This window comes from Virgibacillus sp. M23 (genome assembly GCF_034190895.1).
Lineage (GTDB): Bacteria > Bacillota > Bacilli > Bacillales > Amphibacillaceae > Virgibacillus > Virgibacillus salarius.
This window is the reverse complement of record NZ_JAWDHA010000037.1, coordinates 1-18,309: the sequence shown is the minus strand read 5'-3', so window position 1 is coordinate 18,309 and position 18,309 is coordinate 1. Positions and strand designations below refer to the sequence as shown.

Annotated in this window: 19 protein-coding genes; 11 read left to right on the top strand and 8 right to left on the bottom strand. The window is 35.5% G+C overall.

What is annotated here, in order from left to right; translation table 11 throughout:
* Positions 1-64 precede the first annotated feature (64 nt).
* The gene (locus tag RVS70_RS14080; RefSeq protein ID WP_121605026.1) at positions 65-340 is read left to right on the top strand and encodes a hypothetical protein; all 276 of its coding nucleotides are present in this window, start codon (positions 65-67) and stop codon (positions 338-340) included.
* A gap of 100 nt (positions 341-440) precedes the next feature.
* On the opposite strand, the gene RVS70_RS14075 is transcribed toward RVS70_RS14080, so the two are convergent.
* The 5 genes from RVS70_RS14075 to RVS70_RS14055 form a co-directional block, all read right to left on the bottom strand.
* Positions 441-917, bottom strand: coding sequence for a YkyB family protein (locus RVS70_RS14075; RefSeq protein WP_121605027.1), 477 nt, complete (start codon positions 915-917; stop codon positions 441-443).
* A 132-nt stretch (positions 918-1,049) separates the two neighbouring features.
* Complete coding sequence (locus RVS70_RS14070) at positions 1,050-1,628, bottom strand: SCO family protein (RefSeq protein ID WP_026680736.1); 579 nt, start codon at positions 1,626-1,628, stop codon at positions 1,050-1,052.
* A gap of 172 nt (positions 1,629-1,800) precedes the next feature.
* Entirely contained in the window at positions 1,801-2,655 is an 855-nt protein-coding gene (locus RVS70_RS14065; RefSeq protein ID WP_026680737.1) for a metallophosphoesterase, read from the bottom strand.
* 276 nt (positions 2,656-2,931) lie between these two features.
* Positions 2,932-3,843: a cation diffusion facilitator family transporter gene (locus RVS70_RS14060; RefSeq protein ID WP_026680738.1), complete on the bottom strand. Its 912-nt coding sequence runs from the start codon at positions 3,841-3,843 to the stop codon at positions 2,932-2,934.
* An 11-nt stretch (positions 3,844-3,854) separates the two neighbouring features.
* The gene (locus tag RVS70_RS14055; RefSeq protein WP_026680739.1) at positions 3,855-4,157 is read right to left on the bottom strand and encodes an ArsR/SmtB family transcription factor; all 303 of its coding nucleotides are present in this window, start codon (positions 4,155-4,157) and stop codon (positions 3,855-3,857) included.
* A 192-nt stretch (positions 4,158-4,349) separates the two neighbouring features.
* On the opposite strand from RVS70_RS14055, the gene cbpB reads away from it, so the two are divergent.
* The 8 genes from cbpB (at position 4,350) to RVS70_RS14015 (ending at position 13,006) form a co-directional block, all read left to right on the top strand.
* A complete protein-coding gene (gene cbpB / locus RVS70_RS14050) occupies positions 4,350-4,793 on the top strand; it encodes a cyclic-di-AMP-binding protein CbpB (protein WP_026680740.1) in 444 nt (147 codons plus the stop codon).
* Positions 4,794-5,133: 340 nt separating this feature from the next.
* Positions 5,134-5,853, top strand: coding sequence for a 2,3,4,5-tetrahydropyridine-2,6-dicarboxylate N-acetyltransferase (gene dapD, locus RVS70_RS14045; RefSeq protein WP_321133751.1), 720 nt, complete (start codon positions 5,134-5,136; stop codon positions 5,851-5,853).
* Between the two features lie 13 nt (positions 5,854-5,866).
* Positions 5,867-6,982 (top strand): N-acetyldiaminopimelate deacetylase, encoded by a 1,116-nt coding sequence (locus RVS70_RS14040; RefSeq protein WP_166530405.1) that lies wholly within the window; start codon positions 5,867-5,869, stop codon positions 6,980-6,982.
* A 69-nt stretch (positions 6,983-7,051) separates the two neighbouring features.
* Entirely contained in the window at positions 7,052-7,294 is a 243-nt protein-coding gene (locus tag RVS70_RS14035) for a YkuS family protein (protein WP_026680743.1), read from the top strand.
* Positions 7,295-7,399: 105 nt separating this feature from the next.
* Positions 7,400-7,852: a TlpA family protein disulfide reductase gene (locus RVS70_RS14030; RefSeq protein ID WP_026680744.1), complete on the top strand. Its 453-nt coding sequence runs from the start codon at positions 7,400-7,402 to the stop codon at positions 7,850-7,852.
* A gap of 290 nt (positions 7,853-8,142) precedes the next feature.
* The gene (locus RVS70_RS14025; RefSeq protein WP_121605029.1) at positions 8,143-9,894 is read left to right on the top strand and encodes an ABC transporter ATP-binding protein; all 1,752 of its coding nucleotides are present in this window, start codon (positions 8,143-8,145) and stop codon (positions 9,892-9,894) included.
* Between the two features lie 11 nt (positions 9,895-9,905).
* Positions 9,906-11,744, top strand: a complete 1,839-nt coding sequence (locus tag RVS70_RS14020) for an ABC transporter ATP-binding protein (RefSeq protein ID WP_026680746.1) — start codon at positions 9,906-9,908, stop codon at positions 11,742-11,744.
* Positions 11,745-12,340: 596 nt separating this feature from the next.
* Positions 12,341-13,006 carry a potassium channel family protein gene (locus RVS70_RS14015; RefSeq protein ID WP_026680747.1) on the top strand — a complete coding sequence of 222 codons (666 nt, stop codon included), beginning with the start codon at positions 12,341-12,343 and terminating at the stop codon, positions 13,004-13,006.
* A gap of 175 nt (positions 13,007-13,181) precedes the next feature.
* Here the strand turns inward: RVS70_RS14015 and rnjA are convergent, their stop codons facing one another.
* Both rnjA and RVS70_RS14005 read right to left on the bottom strand, forming a co-directional pair.
* Positions 13,182-14,849: a ribonuclease J1 gene (gene rnjA, locus RVS70_RS14010; protein WP_026680748.1), complete on the bottom strand. Its 1,668-nt coding sequence runs from the start codon at positions 14,847-14,849 to the stop codon at positions 13,182-13,184.
* A gap of 3 nt (positions 14,850-14,852) precedes the next feature.
* The gene (locus RVS70_RS14005; RefSeq protein ID WP_026680749.1) at positions 14,853-15,062 is read right to left on the bottom strand and encodes a DNA-dependent RNA polymerase subunit epsilon; all 210 of its coding nucleotides are present in this window, start codon (positions 15,060-15,062) and stop codon (positions 14,853-14,855) included.
* Between the two features lie 486 nt (positions 15,063-15,548).
* On the opposite strand from RVS70_RS14005, the gene RVS70_RS14000 reads away from it, so the two are divergent.
* Positions 15,549-16,322, top strand: a complete 774-nt coding sequence (locus tag RVS70_RS14000) for a Cof-type HAD-IIB family hydrolase (RefSeq protein ID WP_026680750.1) — start codon at positions 15,549-15,551, stop codon at positions 16,320-16,322.
* Positions 16,323-16,367: 45 nt separating this feature from the next.
* Here the strand turns inward: RVS70_RS14000 and def are convergent, their stop codons facing one another.
* Positions 16,368-16,919 carry a peptide deformylase gene (gene def / locus RVS70_RS13995; RefSeq protein WP_166530407.1) on the bottom strand — a complete coding sequence of 184 codons (552 nt, stop codon included), beginning with the start codon at positions 16,917-16,919 and terminating at the stop codon, positions 16,368-16,370.
* A gap of 185 nt (positions 16,920-17,104) precedes the next feature.
* Between def and RVS70_RS13990 the strand changes: the two genes are divergently transcribed.
* Positions 17,105-17,824 carry a YkyA family protein gene (locus RVS70_RS13990; RefSeq protein ID WP_121605032.1) on the top strand — a complete coding sequence of 240 codons (720 nt, stop codon included), beginning with the start codon at positions 17,105-17,107 and terminating at the stop codon, positions 17,822-17,824.
* The last annotated feature ends 485 nt before the right edge of the window (positions 17,825-18,309 follow it).

Sequence of the window (18,309 nt, the reverse complement as noted above, 5' to 3'; positions counted from 1 at the left end):
GTACATCCTTTATATAGAGTATGATATGCATCGATTGCAATCAATAATAGGGGAGGGTAGCTATTTGTTACTATTCCTGATCGTTCTAGGAATAGGAATTTTATATCGTTTCGTAAACATATTTATTCAGTGGAATATGCGGAAACGTACATATATGCTTCTGTCGTACATCGGAATTAGTTTAGGTGTTTTTACAGTATGTTTTAGTATTCTTATGACTACAGGTACATTAGACAAATCTACATATGCATATTTATCACTACTATTACGAGCGTTATCCATTTTTGGTATTGTGCTAATCTTGTTCTCGGCAGGAAAACGATTATTTTCACATAAATAAAGCAGTAGAGGATTGCCGCTACTACTTGAAAAGGGTGTATAAAGCGTATAACTGACTTGTATTTGTATGGAATAGGATATTATGAGGCTAAATATTATTTCTAATTTCGGTGTGATTTACTTGGCGGCCATTCCATTTTACCCAATGAAGAAGGAGTGAAATATGTAGAAGCAGAAGAGTGTTTCTTTTCATAGTTTCTTTTCTTATTTTCCGGCTTCCAATTAATATAACGATAAATGACTTTTTTCGCTTGTGATAATGACATTTTCGCTTGAGGGTTCCGATAATTTTCGTCTAATGATCCAAGGTGCTCTAAATTCTTAAAGTCTTTTTTGGTTGGCGGAATATGGAAATAATAGTTAGCTACTTTAACAAGAAGCGTTGAATGTTGATTACTAAATTTAGGCTGTTTAGAAAAATGAAGTCCGACTTTATTAGCTCGTTTTTCAGAGAGTAAGCGACTTATAGTTTCTTTTTTTATATCGTAGAGGTGTTTCGGGTCAGGAGCTGTTTTAGCATGCCGATTAATCGTATAAAGTGCTTTTGCAAGTTCTTCTAGTTGTTGTTTGTTTGTCATAGTTAGGCTCCTCCTTTGCTCCCGTTCTTAAATAGCTTGTCTATATCCTATCGCAAAGCATATCTTGTTGCAAGAGTGATAGCTAATCATTTAACAACAGAAACGAGCAGAACTTATCTGCTCGTTATTACGTTATTTCAAATCTTGAATCGTTGGAACGATTTTTTTCACTTCATCTGGCTTTCTTCCATCAAATCGATAAATAAAGTCACCATCTGGAGAAATGATGTAGAAATAAACGCTATGCATGACCTGATCAGAGTCTGCTGGTATTTCTAGAGGTGCTTTAAATGATTTAATAGAAAACTCTTTGATTTTGTCAAATTCATAACCGGTTAGGAAATCCCAGTTATCAAAAGATGCACCCCTGGACTCTCCAAATTCCTTTAATTTTTCTGGCGTATCATTATCTGGATCTACACTGAACGAAACAAGACGAACATCATCTAAGCCAGCTTCTTTTAGTTGGGTTTGTAGATTAGCCATATTGGATGTCATTGGGGGACAAACCGTCTCACAATTTGTGAAAATAAAATCCGCAATCCAAAAGTCACCATCTAACTCACTTTTGGAGACATTTTCACCATCTTGGTTCGTGAATGAAAAGTCCTTTACTTCAACAGAGTAGTCGCCTTGATATTTATTTCCGCAAGCAGCTAATAATAATAATAAAAACACTAAGGGTAAAATGAATTTACACGTTGTCCGCATATGTAAAACCTCCATACGTGTTTGAAATCCCATTAAGTGTAGCATGGAAAGCCCTAAAATACCATGTATAAATTGTTAACAAAATACTGAAATAGTGATAGTGTGTGTTTTATTAGGTATTTTGTTTCTGCGCTAACATATAATTAGTTGACATTAATAAATAGCCTGAAGGTTAACTATGATGTTCAAGGGTATAGAGGTGAATCTCTGGTTTACATAAAAATCGATAAGGCAGTCTAGTAGTTCCGATTCCGCTATTTACAAATAATAAAAGCTTATCATCATTTAACGAATATTTTCCTTGCACATATTTTTCAGCATATGCAGGTGTATAGAGGTGACCAATAAATGGCAATCTTACTTGTCCACCATGACTATGCCCAGATAATTGGACATCTACAGGGTAATTCACGGCTTGATCAGCAAAATCAGGTTCATGAGCAAGTAATATGGTAAAAAGTTCAGGATTAGCTTCAGTAAGTGTTGATTGTAAGTCTGGTTTGCCAAGCATAACATCATCAATCCCTGCTAGTGTCAATTGCGCTCCGTTAACGTCGATTGTTGTGTGATTGTTTTGTAAAAGATGAAAACCAGCATTTTCCATTACTTTCATCACTATCTCTGTCCCATATCCCCCATGGTCATGGTTTCCGTAGATCCAATATTTTCCTTTAGGAGCGGTTAATTTACTTAAAATATTTACAATTTTATCATCCCATTGAAAGGTGTGGGGCTCATCCACAAGGTCACCAGTAAATACTATTAAATCAGGTTCTAGTCCATTGATTTTGAGAACAAGTTCATGGAGTTGTTCTAATGTGTAATGAAATCCAATATGAGTATCTGAAAATTGAATGATTTTAAAATCCTGAAATGCAGGGTTTATTTTTTTAGATGAGATTCTGTTTTTATTTATGTGAAGAAGTATAGGCTCAATTTCTTTTGCATAATAGTATGTTCCGCCGCTTAGCCCTAGTAACGCAAGGAAACTACCAAGCGCTTTTTTTAAAAATGATCTTCTGTTCATTGGTTACAAACCTTTCTCGACATGCATTAAAACAAAATTATAACACGAATAGTGAAAAATTGAATTAGCCACACTTTTTATCGGAATAGTCAGTTAATTACTTGACATTTGATTCATAAGAACATACGATAAAATGGATAGGTATTAAACCGTTTAAATAATGAAAAACGAGCTACTGTATTTGTTTTAGGAACTGTTGTTATTGGGAGGAGAGCATATTCGCATAGAAAGAAGTGTCCGCCAAAATAAGGCAGACACTCCTAATCTCGGTAGCGTTTAAGGACAGGAATCACAATCTTCTTGAAAGGGTGTATGAAGACCTTCCATTTGAATGGTGCAATGCGATATATGAAACTGGTCTTTTAATACCTGATTTGCTTGTTTAAGTAAGTCATCACGATGGATAGAATCATCAACAACTACATGACAACTCAACGCTGGAAACTCAGAGGTAATTGACCAAACATGTAAATCATGCACATCTTTTATTCCTTGTAACTTTAATAATGCTGTTTTAATTTCTTTTACATCTATATGCACGGGCTTTCCTTCCATTAATATATGGATAGATTCCTTGGTCACTCTGAAACCTGAAATTAAGATTAAAATGGCGACGATTACACTAGCTATTGGATCGGCAATATTCCAACCGAAAAGCAGTATGAGTATACCTGCTACGATGGCTCCAACTGAACCTAAGAGATCACCTAAAACATGAAGTAATGCACTTTTAATGTTAAGGTTATCTTCTGAGTCTCCGCGCATCAGCATCCAAGCTACAATGATATTAACGATAAACCCAATTACGGCAATAATCATCATATTGGCACTGACATTTGGCGGATCCATAAAACGATGAAAAGCTTCATAGAAAATATAGAGGGAAATAAGCACCAATGTTATGCCATTAATAAACGCTGCGATGATTTCAAATCTACGATAACCATATGTTTTTGAAGTAGTCGCTTGTCGCTCGCCAATTTTAAATGCTAAAAGACTTAATCCTAATGCAGCTGCATCACTCAACATATGTCCAGCATCTGATAGTAAAGCAAGACTATTTGTTAGCAAACCTCCAACTGCTTCAATTATCATAAACGCCGTAATCATGATGAAGCTCCAGAATAGTACCCTCTTGTTACTTGTATGATGATGGTGACCATGGTGATGGTCATGATCATGTCCCATAATCAAGCCTCCTATCGTGTATGTTTACTGTGCTCAATAGTTTGTTCTAATAAATTCATAACGTGATAATCATCGGGAGAATAATAATACATGGTCTTTTCTCGTCGGTTTTTAACTAGTCTTAGCTGTTTAAGATACTTTAACTGATGTGAAATGGTAGATTGATTCATTTTTAGGCAATCTGCGATCTCACTGACAGAACACTCTTTATGGAAGAGTAAATGTAAGATTTTAATACGAGTTGGATCAGATAAAGCTTTAAACGTTTGTGAAACAGCATCGATTAATTGTTCATCAATTGGATTATAATCCATTTTTTCTCTCTCCAATACTATATGATCATATGTTCATATTATAACTTTTATAAGTTGCTTTTGCAAACCAAAATTAGCTTGTTTCGTTTTTCTTATTTCTACACTATGGTAAAATATAGAATGTAGTTTGGTGGGTTAATAAAATGGATACGAAACTGTACCTTCTATGAAAGTATGATAAGGGGTGATGTGATGAGTATGTTGCAAGATAAGCAATTAACTGATCTATCTGTTGGTGATGTGATGATTTCTTCCGAGAAGGTTGCACATGTACAAGTAAATAATCCATTAGAGCATGCTTTGCTTGTATTGGTAAAGTCTGGATATTCCGCAGTTCCGGTTCTTGATGCATCTTATAAATTAATTGGAACAATAGCTAAAACCAATATATTAAATCAAATATTAGGGCTTGAACGTTTTGAGTTTGAGCGGCTTTCTGACATCCTTGTTAAGGATGTTTTAAATGAAGAAATACCTTGCTTATCAAAAGAAGATTCGTTACTTAAAGGCTTAAATACAGTTATTAACCATCCTTTTGTCTGTGTGGCTGATAGTGATGGATATTTTGATGGGATTCTAACAAGAAGAGCCATTTTAAAGCAAGTTAAAAAAGACATTTATACACAAAAATCATGAGAAGATGCTGGGACGAAACTAAAATAGTTAACCCCCAAAAACGGAACAATAAAAATTTAAGTGTTTATACGAAACGCAGGCAAAATAAGTAGACTCCTTGAAAAAGCGAAGTATTTTGCTAGAGCGATGATACCAAAATAATCCGAACTGATTCGTTCGGGTTATTTTTTGAAGAAATACTTTTGCTTTAGTCTCTTTCATTGCTTTAATGAACAGGGATAATCTAGATAAGATTATTTGTAAAAGCCTCTTTAGGAATTTACATAATGGATAATAATTGCGACGAAAAAAGCTATCTGCTAAATTAAAAGATAGTACATAAATAGGAGGATACGAAATAATGAATATGATGGATGCAAATGAAATTATAAGCTTTATCTCAAACAGCAAAAAAAGTACACCAGTGAAAGTATATATAAAGGGTAATGATTTAAGTCAATTAGAATTAGATAAATCGATTCAATCGTTTTTGGAGAGTAAAAGTGGTGTCTTATTTGGAGAATGGGAAACAATCAAGAGCCTATTAGAGAATAATAAAGATGTTATAGAGGATTATGTGCTGGAAAATGATCGCAGAAATTCGGCAATTCCATTACTAGATTTAAAAGGAATTAATGCTCGTATTGAACCAGGTGCTGTAATTCGTGATCAAGTAGAAATTGGTGACGGTTGTGTCATTATGATGGGAGCAATGATAAATATCGGTTCTGTTATTGGCACAGGAACGATGATTGATATGAACGCTGTGCTGGGTGGGCGTGCGACAGTTGGTAAGAATTGTCATATTGGCGCAGGAACCGTTCTTGCTGGGGTTATTGAACCACCATCTGCAAAACCGGTTGTCGTAGAAGATGATGTGGTAATTGGAGCAAATGTAGTTGTGTTGGAAGGTGTTACGATAGGGAAAGGAGCAATCGTTGCAGCTGGAGCAATTGTTACAAAGGATGTTGCGCCAAACACATTGGTTGCTGGCACGCCTGCAAAAGTATTAAAAGAAATCGATGAGAATACAAAATCAAAGACAGAGATCAAACAAGAGCTACGGAAATTAAATGACTAAGTAGGGAATAAATATGCTAGAACTAAAAGAGATTAGAAGAGATCTACATCAGATACCCGAACTAGGATTTCAAGAAATAAAAACACAGCAATACTTGCTTGAAAAAATTAAAGATTTCCAGACTGATCGAGTGTCTATTCAATTATGGAAAACAGGTATACTTGTATTTGTAGCGGGATTAGCTCCGGAGAAAACCATAGGTTTTCGAGCTGATATGGATGGATTACCAATTATGGAAAAGACCAATTTAGCGTTTTCTTCCTTGCATCAAGGAAAGATGCATGCTTGCGGTCATGATTTTCATATGACCATTGGACTTGGAGCATTACAGCACATGATTGAAAATCCGATTAAGGATAATTGTTTATTTATATTCCAGCCTGCCGAAGAAGGACCTGGTGGTGCACTTCCATTAATGCAATCTGAACAATTTAATGATTGGCGTCCAGATGTAATCTTTGCTTTGCATATTGCTCCAGAACTACCAGTAGGTACAGTATCTAGTAAACCAGGGCTGTTATTTGCTAATACTAGTGAACTTTATTTAGATTTTACTGGCAAAGGTGGACACGCTGCATATCCGCATTTAACAAGGGATATGGCGGTTGCTGCAAGTAGTTTTATCGTGCAGATGCAGCAAATTGTTTCGAGAAACATAAACCCGCTGGAGGGTGCGGTTGTCACTATAGGAAAAATGGAAAGTGGATTTGTTCAGAATGCGATTGCAGAGACAGCAAGGCTGGAGGGAACGATTCGAACCGAACATCCTAATGCTATTCAGACGGTAAAAAATCGACTGGAGAAAATGGCTAAAGGTTTTGAAATGGCCTATGATTGTTCCATTACACTTGATTATGGTGCCAATTATTATCAGGTGTATAATGATCACCAGCTGGTGGAACGTTTTTCCGAAATAATTCAAGCGACTGATCTGAATTATATACAAGCAGATGCCGCAATGACTGGTGAGGATTTTGGGTATATGTTAAAAGATATACCCGGATTTATGTTTTGGCTAGGAGTAGATTCTGAATATGGTCTTCACCACGCACAGTTAAATCCTGATGAGGACGCATTACTTGTGGGAGTAGAAGCTGTTACAAAAACAATTAAGATGCTTTCTTTATAGCTTTTGTATATCTTTCTTATTAGTTGCAAAATCTATATATGAATTAAATATATAGAGGAGGCAATGAAAGTGGCACGTATTGGTGTGGAAGAAACATTAACAGATGTTAAAGAGGCATTAATGGAGATGGGACATGAGGTTGTAGATTTAAAAAATGCAGACGATGCTGCATATTGTGATTGTTGTATTATTTCTGGACAGGATAAGAATTTAATGGGTGTGACGGATACACAAATTGCTGGTGCTGTAATTAATGCTCAAGGATTCAGTGCAAATGATGTTTGCCAAATGGTAAATCATAAATTAGATTAATTTTTCTCTTAAATATTCTTATTTTCAACGAACCATTTTATCCAACTATTCATATATAGGTATGGGTAGACGGTTGAATTTAAGGATACTTTAGGAGGTAGTAGCATGCGTTTACGTGATGAGATGCCGGAATTAAATGGAGCCACTAATTGGTTAAACAGTGATTCGATTACCAAGGAAGATTTAATCGGCTCAAAACCAACATTCATCCATTTTTGGTCTGTCAGTTGTCATCTATGTAAAAAAGCCATTCCTAGAATTAATCAATTACGAGATACTTATCAAGGGAATTTACAGGTTATTTCAGTTCATATACCACGTTCTATAAGTGATAAGAACATGAAGAAAATCAAACTAGTTGTAGCTAATTATGGTATGCATGAACCGATTATTGTAGATAACAATGATGAGATAACAGATGCATTTGGATTGAATTATGTTCCGTCGTTTTATCTATTTGATAAATCAGGAATACTACGTTTTGTACAAAAGGGAAAAAGTAATACCAATATGCTTGAACAGCGAATCCAGCGATTGGTACATGCTGAAAATAACTAACAATAGGCCTCTGCAACGAAGCAGAGGTTTTTGTTTGGGAAAAAATATTGTATATAAGAACGATTGTTCGTTTATGCTATAAAGGTAATAAGATAAAAGTTTGATCATGTAACTATTCATGTTTTATATTTTAATAGGTCAAGCCATTGAATGAAGGGTTCATACACATTCATAATTCTTAAAAATAATAACTTGAAAAAAATTTAAAAAATTGAGTTAAAAGAGTGGATATTTATTTCGGAACCCGTTATATTAGTAATTACGGAAATTCATCTAAAGGAGGGAAACACTTGGACACATTTAAAAAGCTAAAGCAATTCTTTTGGCCGTACAAGAAATATTTAATGCTGTCATTATTCTTCTTATTCTTTGTTACAGTCATTACCGTTGTGTATCCAATTATATTGCAACAGACGATTGATAACGTCGTTTTGGCTGATCAGTATGAATTGATACCGTATATTTCAGGAGCATTTTTATTGTTAATGATATTTAAGGGGTTTGCTACGTTTTATCATCAATATTTAGGAGATTTATTTGGGATTATAGCTGTATATAAATTACGTGACGCACTATACGATAAACTACAAAGGCTCTCTTTTAAATACTATGACAATGCAAAAACAGGTGACATCATGTCACGATTAACCGCTGATGTAGAAGGATTTCGTTTTTTCCTATCATTTGGTTTTTCTGAATTACTGCGCATCATTTTACTGATCGGTATTAGTTTAGGAGTAATGTTTTATTTTTCAGTGCCGCTAGCCTTGGTTACGATGGCAGCAATGCCTTTTCTTGGAATCGTTGTGTATCAGTTCGATAAACGGGTTCATCCAGCATTTCGGAAAATTCGTAAGTCGTTTGGAAAGTTAAATACAAGAGTGCAGGAAAATATTAGTGGGATGAATACAGTAAAATCTTTATCCAGAGAGGATTTTGAAATAGGGAGATTTTCTGTAAGCAATGATGATTACCGACAAAACTATTTAAAAACATCTTTCATATGGTCTAAATATTTTCCTTTAATGGAATTTATAGGTAACTTTTGTGCCGTGGCTTTACTGGCATTTGGAGGTTACCTAGTAATTAACGGCAATTTATCTATTGGTGAACTCGTCGCATTCTTTAGCCTGGTTTGGTACATTATGGGTCCGCTAATGAATCTGGGTTTTGTTGTCAATCAATTTTCTCAAGCAAAAGCTTCTGCTGAACGATTGCTAGAAATACTTGAAGCTAAAGAGGATATAGAGGAAAGTGAAACAGCTATCGATCAGCCTATTAAAGGCCATGTAACGTTTAATAATGTGACATTAACCTATTCTGAAAACGATGATTCTGCCCTAAAAGACATTTCATTTGATGCCCCACCAGGGAAAGTAGTTGGCTTAATTGGGTCAACTGGTTCAGGAAAAACAAGTATTACTCAATTAATAACAAGATTCTATGAGCCTGAAAAAGGTGAGGTTCTAGTTGATGGGAGAGCTGTTTCCGACTACCGCATTAAAACCTTACGTCAAGCAATTGGATTTGTATTGCAGGAGCCGTTTCTGTTTTCAACAACAATAAGAGAGAATATTGCATACGGAAACCCAAATGTTTCAGAAGAACAGATTATAGATGCAGCCATGCGAGCACAAGCACATGATTTTATTATGAAGATGCCAAATGGATATGAGACGATGCTTGGGGAGCGAGGAATGGGGCTATCTGGTGGTCAGAAACAACGAATTGCCATTGCCAGAGCAATCTGTATTAATCCAAGTATTCTCGTGTTAGATGATGCAACTTCTGCTGTAGACATGGAGACGGAATTTAAAATACAAAAGGCACTTAAAGAAGTAATGAAAGGTAGAACCTCGTTTATCATTGCCCATCGAATATCATCCTTAAAGCACGCGGATGAAATCATTGTTTTAGAGGATGGTGAGGTTGTAGAGCGAGGTACACATGATTTTCTGTTACAAAATCAGGGAGCTTACCAGCGTATTTATGAGATTCAATATCAGGATCGTGAAGAGATCATGAATAGACAACATGCATAAGGAGGGAAACTATGGCGCAACAAAGAGAGGAAAAAGAGAGTAGACATTTGCAACGATTTTACTATACACAGGATCAAGCTATTGAAAAACCTTTTAACTGGAAGCAAATGTGGAGATTACTTATTTATTTAAAGCCTTATTCGAGAACATACTTACCTGCAGCAATTATTGCAATGCTAGTTTCAACAGCTGTAAGACTTATTGTCCCCATCTTAATTGGTAAAGTAGCGATTGATGTAGCAATTGACGAAGGGAATATTTCGCTTCTTACCTATTTAGTTATTGGTATAGGTATCCTTTACTTACTCAGTTATGTTGGTAACGTCTATCGAATTAAGTGGGTAAATATTCTAGGGCAGAACGTCATTTATGATATTCGACAGCATTTGTTTTCTCATGTACAACATCTATCTCATCGTTTTTTTGATTCTAGATCTGCGGGATCTATTTTAGTACGGATTATGAACGATATTAATTCACTTCAAGAATTATTTACGAATGGAATTATAAATTTATTAATGGACGTTGTTACACTTGTTGGTATCATCGTCATCTTATTCGTATTAAGTCCGAAGTTGGCGCTTGCAATCATGATCATCCTGCCAGTAATGTTTTACCTTACAACAAAGCTTAGAAGAACTATTCGTAGATCTTGGCAATCCGTACGTATTCAACAGTCTCGCATGAATTCCCATTTGAATGAAGGACTTCAAGGTATGCGGATTACCCAGTCATTCTCACAGGAAAAAGAAAACGGGGAATATTTCCATGGAGTAAACTCAGATAATTATAAAAGCTGGAGAGAAGCTACGAGGAAAAGCGCGATGTTTCGTCCATTTGTAGAGATGAGTAATGCAATTGGTACGATCATTCTTATTTCATATGGTGCCTATCTAATTCTTTTAGGTGTGGAGAATGGTGGGATAGAAATAGGAGACTTTGTATCTTTTGCCTTCTTTATTGGCATGTTTTGGGACCCAATTTCTCGACTCGGGCAAATGTATAATCAAATGCTAATGGCAATGGCCGCCTCAGAGCGAATTTTTGAATTCCTTGATGAAAAACCAAATGTAAAAGAGGCGGCAGATGCATATGGAATTGATGACATGAACGGGCATATAGAATTTGACAAGGTAGAGTTTTCTTATGATAATGATCGAATTGCTTTACATGAAATTTCTTTTGAGATTAAGCAAGGTCAAACTATTGCGTTAGTTGGACATACGGGGAGCGGCAAGTCGACAATTGCTAACTTAATCAGTAGATTCTACGATCCTACAAAAGGAAAAGTAAAAATTGACGGGCATGATTTAAAGGAAGTAAATCTAAACAGCTTACGGCAAAAAATAAGTGTAGTGTTACAGGATACATTTATATTCTCAGGCACGATTATAGAGAATATTCGATTTGGTAGGCCAGATGCATCTGATGAAGAAGTAAAAGAGGCAGCAAAGGTTGTTGGAGCAGATGATTTTATTCAGCGATTAGCAAATGGTTATGAAACGGAAGTTGAAGAGCGGGGGAATATTTTATCGGCGGGTGAGAGGCAGCTATTATCTTTTGCAAGAGCATTGCTTGCTAATCCAAGTATTTTAATCTTAGATGAAGCCACGGCAAGTATTGATACGGAGACAGAGGTAAAGATACAAGAAGCATTAGGAAGGCTGCTGAAGGGGAGAACTGCAATTATCATTGCACATCGGTTATCAACCATTAGAGAAGCAGATAATATCTTCGTATTAGAACAAGGAAAAATATTAGAAAGTGGAAATCATAGTGAATTAATGCGTAAGCAAGGAGAATACTATGGATTAGTGAAATCACAATTTCAAATGCTTGATGCAATGTGATTAAGAGGGTGAGACAAAAGAATGAAGAAACAATTAAAAACGGACGATAATTAATTAAAAAAATTAATTATCGTTCGTTTTTTTGATTAGAATCATTCATTTAGCACCTGAAATAAGCGAGACTCTAGCGGGAACCGCACGAGTCCGAAGATCCAACTGATAACGTGTTTTTCTTTACCAAGTTAGCTGTGGCCGTGTTCGTGGAAAGAGCGTATAGTTTCCCGGTGCGGCGATGATACTCCTATTGATAACATGATTATTCGTATTTTGGGTAAAGAAGTTGTGTTTTGTTCCAGCCTCTTTTTAATGGTTTAGAAAACCCCTGCCTATACTGAGTTCTAGAGACCTCCTAGGAAGCAAAAAGCGGCTTCCTGCGGGTTTTTAGGAAGTTGCTTTTTTTGGAGAGGATAGGGAAGCGTTTGGTTCATTTTATACAGGCAGAAATCCCTTTCAGACATCCTTTAAAGTCCAAGATTGTTGTTGACAGAGGCTTACAGTCGCAGCGAAAGCTATCCGTTCACAAAATATTTGTCTCTTTTATTCATATAGAAATATGTGATAAGCTAAGGACAAAGAATAGTGATGGAGGAAACAGGATGAAACGAGAATTTGCGGTAATAGGTCTTGGAAGATTTGGTGGTAGTATTTGTAAAGAGCTTAGCATGGAGGGTATGGAAGTTCTTGCTATTGATAATAATGAGGATCGAGTAAATGAATTTAAAAATATTGCATCACACGCAGTGATTGCTGATTCAACGGATGAAGTGTCGTTGAAAGAATTAGGAGTTAAAAATATAGATCATGTGATTGTGGCAATAGGTGATGATATTCAAGCAAGTATTCTTACGACGGTTATATTGACTGATTTAGGGATTAAAAAAATTACAGTTAAGGCTCAAAATGATTACCATGCAAAAATTTTAAATAAAATTGGTGCTGATCAAGTTGTTCATCCTGAAAGAGATATGGGTAAACGAATAGCGCATAATATTATTTCCAATAATATTTTAGATTATCTAGAATTATCGGATGATCATAGTATTGTCGAAGTTAAAGTAGGAAATAAAATGTTAGGCAAAACATTGGCAGATTTAGATATACGAGCCAACTATGGCTGTAACGTTGTCGCAGTAAAACAAGGAAAGGATATAAATGTCTCACCAAGTGCTGATCACGTCTTCACAGAAGGAGATATACTTATCGTTATCGGTGCGGATAAAGATATTTCTCGCTTCGAAAAACATTTAGTCATCGAGGAATAAAGCTAAAAAAACAAAAAGTCTGGGACGAAAAAATTGTTGCAATGTAAAACCCAAACTTTATCTGAAATATTTTAGATAAAGTTTGGGTTTTTGTTTTACAGACAGATTGTTCATTTATCGCTCAGTCAGAAGATAAATTTAATCATCTTTATTTAGCGGTTCTACTATTTTACCATTAAACTTCCATAATAATAGGTAACACCATCGGTCTGCGTTTTGTTTTTTCATAAAGAAATGGGGCAATCGTATCTGTTATTTCGTTCTTAATTTCAGACCATTGCGTAGTTTTTCGTTCCATTACTTTATCTAGATGAGAAGCGACTAATTTTTGCGCTTCATTAATGAGATCCTCTGATTCTCTCATATAAACGAATCCTCTAGAGATGATGTCTGGTCCAGCAGAGATTTTAAACTCTTTCATATTTATACTGACAACCACGATTACAAGTCCTTCTTCAGAAAGGATTCGTCGATCTCGTAACACGATATTACCAATATCACCTATGCCGCTTCCATCAACATAAATGGAACCTGAAGGGATTTTTCCAGCTATAATGGCATTATCTTTTCCTAATGCCAATACATCGCCATTATCCATAATAAATGAATTACTTGGCTCTACATCACACGCTTCGGCTAATTTCATATGCTCTTTTAGCATACGGTATTCTCCATGGATAGGCATGAAGTATTTTGGTTTGATAAGGCGAAGCATTAATTTTTGCTCTTCCTGACTACCGTGACCAGAAGTATGAATATTACTTAATTTGCCATGAATAACATCTGCACCAGCTCGGTACAATTTATTAATTGTACGTCCAACACTTATTGTATTTCCAGGGATTGGTGATGAAGAAAATACAACAGTATCACCTGGTATAATTTGAATCTGACGGTGTGTTCCATTGGCAATACGGGAAAGGGCAGCCATAGGTTCACCTTGTGAACCGGTACATAGAATGGTTACTTCTTGAGCTGGAAGACGATTAATCTGATTTGCATCAATAAATGTGTCTTTAGGAGCTTGTATATAACCTAATTCTTGTCCGAGATTAATGGCAGATTCCATACTACGACCGAATACAGCTATTTTACGGTTATTATTAACTGCAGCTTCTACAACCTGTTGAAGTCGATAAATATTTGACGCAAATGTCGCAAATATAACCCTACCATTTACTCTGCTAAAGATATCTTTGATGTTCGCCCCAACCACTTTTTCTGACATGGTAAATCCAGGAACCTCACTGTTCGTACTGTCAGAAAGCAAACAGAGCACACCTTCTTTGCCAATTTCAGCCATCCTAGAAAGATTAGCTGGTTCACCAACAGGTGTAAAGTCAAATTTGAAATCACCAGTATGCACAATGTTACCTGGTGGTGTTTTAACTACGATACCATAAGCATCGGGAATACTGTGAGTAGTAAGGAAAAAGCTAACGGAAGTTTTACGGAATTTAATTATATCGTCTTCTTGTATGGTATTTAATTTAGCGTTTCTTAATAGACCGTGTTCGTCTAATTTGTTACGAATTAATCCGATCGCAAGTTTACCGGCATATATTGGCACATTAATTTCACGAAGAAGATAAGGGATTCCCCCAATATGATCCTCATGACCGTGAGTAATAAATAATCCTTTGATTTTATCCTGGTTTTGCACAAGGTAAGTGTAATCAGGAATTACGTAGTCGATACCTAAAAGTTCATCTTCAGGAAATTTAATTCCAGCATCAATTAATATTATTTCATCCTGGAATTGTACTCCGTACGTATTCTTTCCGATTTCCCCTAGTCCGCCTAATGCAAAAACAGCAGCTTGGTCATTTTTAACGAACTTCATTTTTTATATGTTCTCCACTTTAAAATCATCGGATAATTTTTCGTAATCTAAATGTGCTTCATCCATTTCGTGGATATACTCAATATTATACTTGCGTTCATTTAATTTTTTTCGAACTTGTCTTACAGATTCTCCTTCAACATATACACTCTTCGTACGCTCTCGAACTGGAATTTCTTCTGGCAGTTCTTGATATAAAACTTTGTAAATCATCTCATCTCTCCTTAATTATCATTCTTGTCCATTTCTATTTTTATAACACGTTTATTTACACTAAATTATACCTGATTTGATACATGTTTTTCCTGATTTATCCGATTTCCCGTTTTTGTATTTCCGGCTTTATGGTACCTTTATATTGTTGCGATTGGTACTATCAATGGTAGTCTTTTTTACAAGTTGTAGGTACACGTCCTTGGCCTAAAAAGTCTTTCCAGCGTTTCTTGAGCTTTTCTTTTAGGCGTTTTAACATGACGTTACAGCTCCTTTCTCAGATTTAAGAAAAGCAAGAAAAACGTTCTACCGATCCAATCCCTCTTATCTATAGTATAGTATGAGTTGAGGAAGATTGAAATAAAAATACTTTATTTCTTTTAAAAAATATTTATTATTGCTTTACAGACTTTCTTTTGATACGTTGGTATACTTAGTTTTAACATAGTTTAATTTCTTATACATCCAGAAAAGGGGAATAGCAGAATGCAGAAAAAAATTGTATTTTTTGATATTGATGGCACCTTATTAGATCATCATAAGCAGTTACCAGCTTCAACAAAAGAGGCTATTCAAGAATTAAAAAATAAAGGTGTTTATGTTGCGATAGCGACTGGAAGAGCTCCGTTTATGTTTGAAGATATTCGGAAAGAGTTGGATATTCATTCTTATGTTAGCTTTAATGGACAATTTGTTGTATTTGAAGGAAAAACAGTTTATGAAAATCCACTAGAGAAAGAAGAGCTTGCTAACTTATATAATAAAGCACTGGATTTAGATTATCCGTTAGTCTATTTAAATAATCAGGAAATGAGAGCCTCGGTTTCGGATCACCCCTTTATTTCCGAGAGTATGGGGAGTCTGAAAATTTCCTATCCAAAAGTAGATCCAGATTTTTATAAAGTAAACAAAATTCATCAAGCGTTGATATTTTGTGAAAATGAACAAGAAAAGCTCTTTGCTCGAGCTCATGATCGCCTGCATTTCTTACGCTGGCACGATTATTCATGTGATATTTTACCAATCGGGGGGTCTAAAGCGGTTGGAGTAGAAAAGCTAATTGAAGCTAGTGGATTAGATTTACAAGATACCTATTCGTTTGGAGACGGTTTAAATGATATTGAAATGTTAAAGGAGACAGGTACAGGTATAGCCATGGGGAATGCAGTTCCTGAATTAAAAAAAGTAGCAGATTTTACAACAGCCTCTGTTGATCAGGATGGAATACGAAAAGGATTAGAATATGTAAATTTAGTATAAATGAATAAGAGAAACGGCAGTCCATAAGGGTTCTGCCGTTTCTCTTTATTCTACTGGTTTTGCATTTTCTGGAATAGCAAAAGGATTATCTTCATTAATATGATCATAAAACATAATACCGTTCAGGTGATCAATCTCATGTTGGAATACGATCGCTGCATAGCCTTTTAACCGTAATTTTAAAGGGTTACCTTCCTTATCAAAAGCTTTTACTGTAATGCGTGCATACCTAGGCACGTAGCCTTCCACTGGACGGTCGACAGATAAACACCCCTCACCTGTAGATAAATAGGTTTTTTCTACGGAGTGACTAATTACTTTAGGGTTAACAAGCCCATAGCTGTATTGCTTCCCATTAGGATCTTCGAAGTGTACAGCTACTAATCGCTTATTTAAGCCAAGCTGAGGTGCTGCTAAACCTACCCCTGCGCGTAATTGATATTTTTCAGCTATTTCTTCATCTTGACTATTTTTTAAAAATGTAATCATATCCTCTAATAACTTTTTATCAGCGGTGTTTAATGGATTCTCCACCTCTTCAGCAACAGTTGTTAAAGAAGGATGCCCTTCACGAACAATATCTTTCATGGTTATCATGCATACCACTCCTAATCCTATACTCTATTCTTCATTTCAATTTCATATTTTATCATATTTAAGTTATATTAATCATAGTTTTACTATATACATGCTAGAGCAATTAGATTTATCTTTTGTCCGATATATTTTATGGTATACTGAGAATCGAATAATTGATGGAAAAGTTGTAGGGGGTAATATTCGTGCCATTAAAAAAATCTGCCATTTTCGCAGGAATCATACTTTTATTAGTGATTTCTGCTTGTAGTAGTAAGTCTACTGAGGAAAAAATTCAAGGACATTTAGAGGAAGCTGTTTCTTTAGAACAAGGCTTTGAGGAGCAACAAAGTAAAATTACTGATTTAGAAAAAGAAGAGCAGCAATTATACAGTAAAATTGTCAATCTCGGTATGGACGAAATGGATAAAATTAAGAAATATTCTAAACAAGCAATTGAAACAATTGATCAACGTGCTAAAGAAATAGCTAAAGAAAAGGAAAGTATTGAAGCAGCAAGTAATGAATTCTCTGAAATAGAAGAGCTGATTACTGATCTTGAAGCGGATAAAGTGAAGAAGAAAGCTGAAAATATGAACGAAGTAATGGAAAAGCGCTATGAAACGTATTCAAAGCTAAATAAAGCTTATCAAGAATCGTTAAAACTCGAAAAAGAAATGTATACCATGCTTCAAAAAGAGGATCTTGAGCAAAAGACTTTAACTGAACAAATTAATAAAATAAATGATAGTTATGAAAAGGTTATTGATTTAAATAAAGCGTTTAATGATAATACCGTAAAGTATAATAACTTAAAGAAGGAATTCTATAGTTTGGCAGGTATGGAAGTAAGCTATGAAGAAAACCCTACTGGAGATAAGTCAAATAAAGAAACGAACTCCAAAGAATCTTCAACAGAAAAATAAATAGGTAGTTTTTAAGAATAACACGCTACAGTACCTCTAAAGGTGATGCTGTAGCGTTTTTGTTAGTTTAGGAACTTATAGAGTTTGCCCATGTGGATAAATAGGGGCGTGTTAAGCCGCGTCCAGCTCCAGCGCCCAGAAACGAGGTGACTTCACGAATCGTCCTAATCTAAGCCATCATCGGCTTGCAAGCTTACCGTGCTTCCTTTACCTCCAATCACTCGCTTCAGTCGCTACGTTTCTAATCGGGCGCTTGCGCTTTTGTTCTAAGTTAAGAAAGTATAAAATCAGTGCAATGACTGCGTTAAGCCAAGTAGTTATTTTGAAATGTTTGATGTATATTGGCAATGCTCCGACTAATTACTTCGCTTTCCGCGGGCACGGCCTCAACTAACTTTGCAAAGAAGAACACGTTGCAAAGTGGATTTTCGGCTCGCGCTAATCCCGCAGGAGTCTACGTAATTAGTCTCCGCTATGAGAAGGTG

Coding starts and splice junctions, on each gene's coding strand:
- RVS70_RS14075 (WP_121605027.1), bottom strand. CDS start 917: ATGACAAACAAACAACAACTAGAAGAACTTGCAAAAGCACTTTATACG.
- RVS70_RS14070 (WP_026680736.1), bottom strand. CDS start 1,628: ATGCGGACAACGTGTAAATTCATTTTACCCTTAGTGTTTTTATTATTA.
- RVS70_RS14065 (WP_026680737.1), bottom strand. CDS start 2,655: ATGAACAGAAGATCATTTTTAAAAAAAGCGCTTGGTAGTTTCCTTGCG.
- RVS70_RS14060 (WP_026680738.1), bottom strand. CDS start 3,843: ATGGGACATGATCATGACCATCACCATGGTCACCATCATCATACAAGT.
- RVS70_RS14055 (WP_026680739.1), bottom strand. CDS start 4,157: ATGGATTATAATCCAATTGATGAACAATTAATCGATGCTGTTTCACAA.
- cbpB (WP_026680740.1), top strand. CDS start 4,350: ATGAGTATGTTGCAAGATAAGCAATTAACTGATCTATCTGTTGGTGAT.
- dapD (WP_321133751.1), top strand. CDS start 5,134: ATGAATATGATGGATGCAAATGAAATTATAAGCTTTATCTCAAACAGC.
- RVS70_RS14040 (WP_166530405.1), top strand. CDS start 5,867: ATGCTAGAACTAAAAGAGATTAGAAGAGATCTACATCAGATACCCGAA.
- RVS70_RS14030 (WP_026680744.1), top strand. CDS start 7,400: ATGCGTTTACGTGATGAGATGCCGGAATTAAATGGAGCCACTAATTGG.
- RVS70_RS14020 (WP_026680746.1), top strand. CDS start 9,906: ATGGCGCAACAAAGAGAGGAAAAAGAGAGTAGACATTTGCAACGATTT.
- RVS70_RS14015 (WP_026680747.1), top strand. CDS start 12,341: ATGAAACGAGAATTTGCGGTAATAGGTCTTGGAAGATTTGGTGGTAGT.
- rnjA (WP_026680748.1), bottom strand. CDS start 14,849: ATGAAGTTCGTTAAAAATGACCAAGCTGCTGTTTTTGCATTAGGCGGA.
- RVS70_RS14005 (WP_026680749.1), bottom strand. CDS start 15,062: ATGATTTACAAAGTTTTATATCAAGAACTGCCAGAAGAAATTCCAGTT.
- RVS70_RS14000 (WP_026680750.1), top strand. CDS start 15,549: ATGCAGAAAAAAATTGTATTTTTTGATATTGATGGCACCTTATTAGAT.
- def (WP_166530407.1), bottom strand. CDS start 16,919: ATGATAACCATGAAAGATATTGTTCGTGAAGGGCATCCTTCTTTAACA.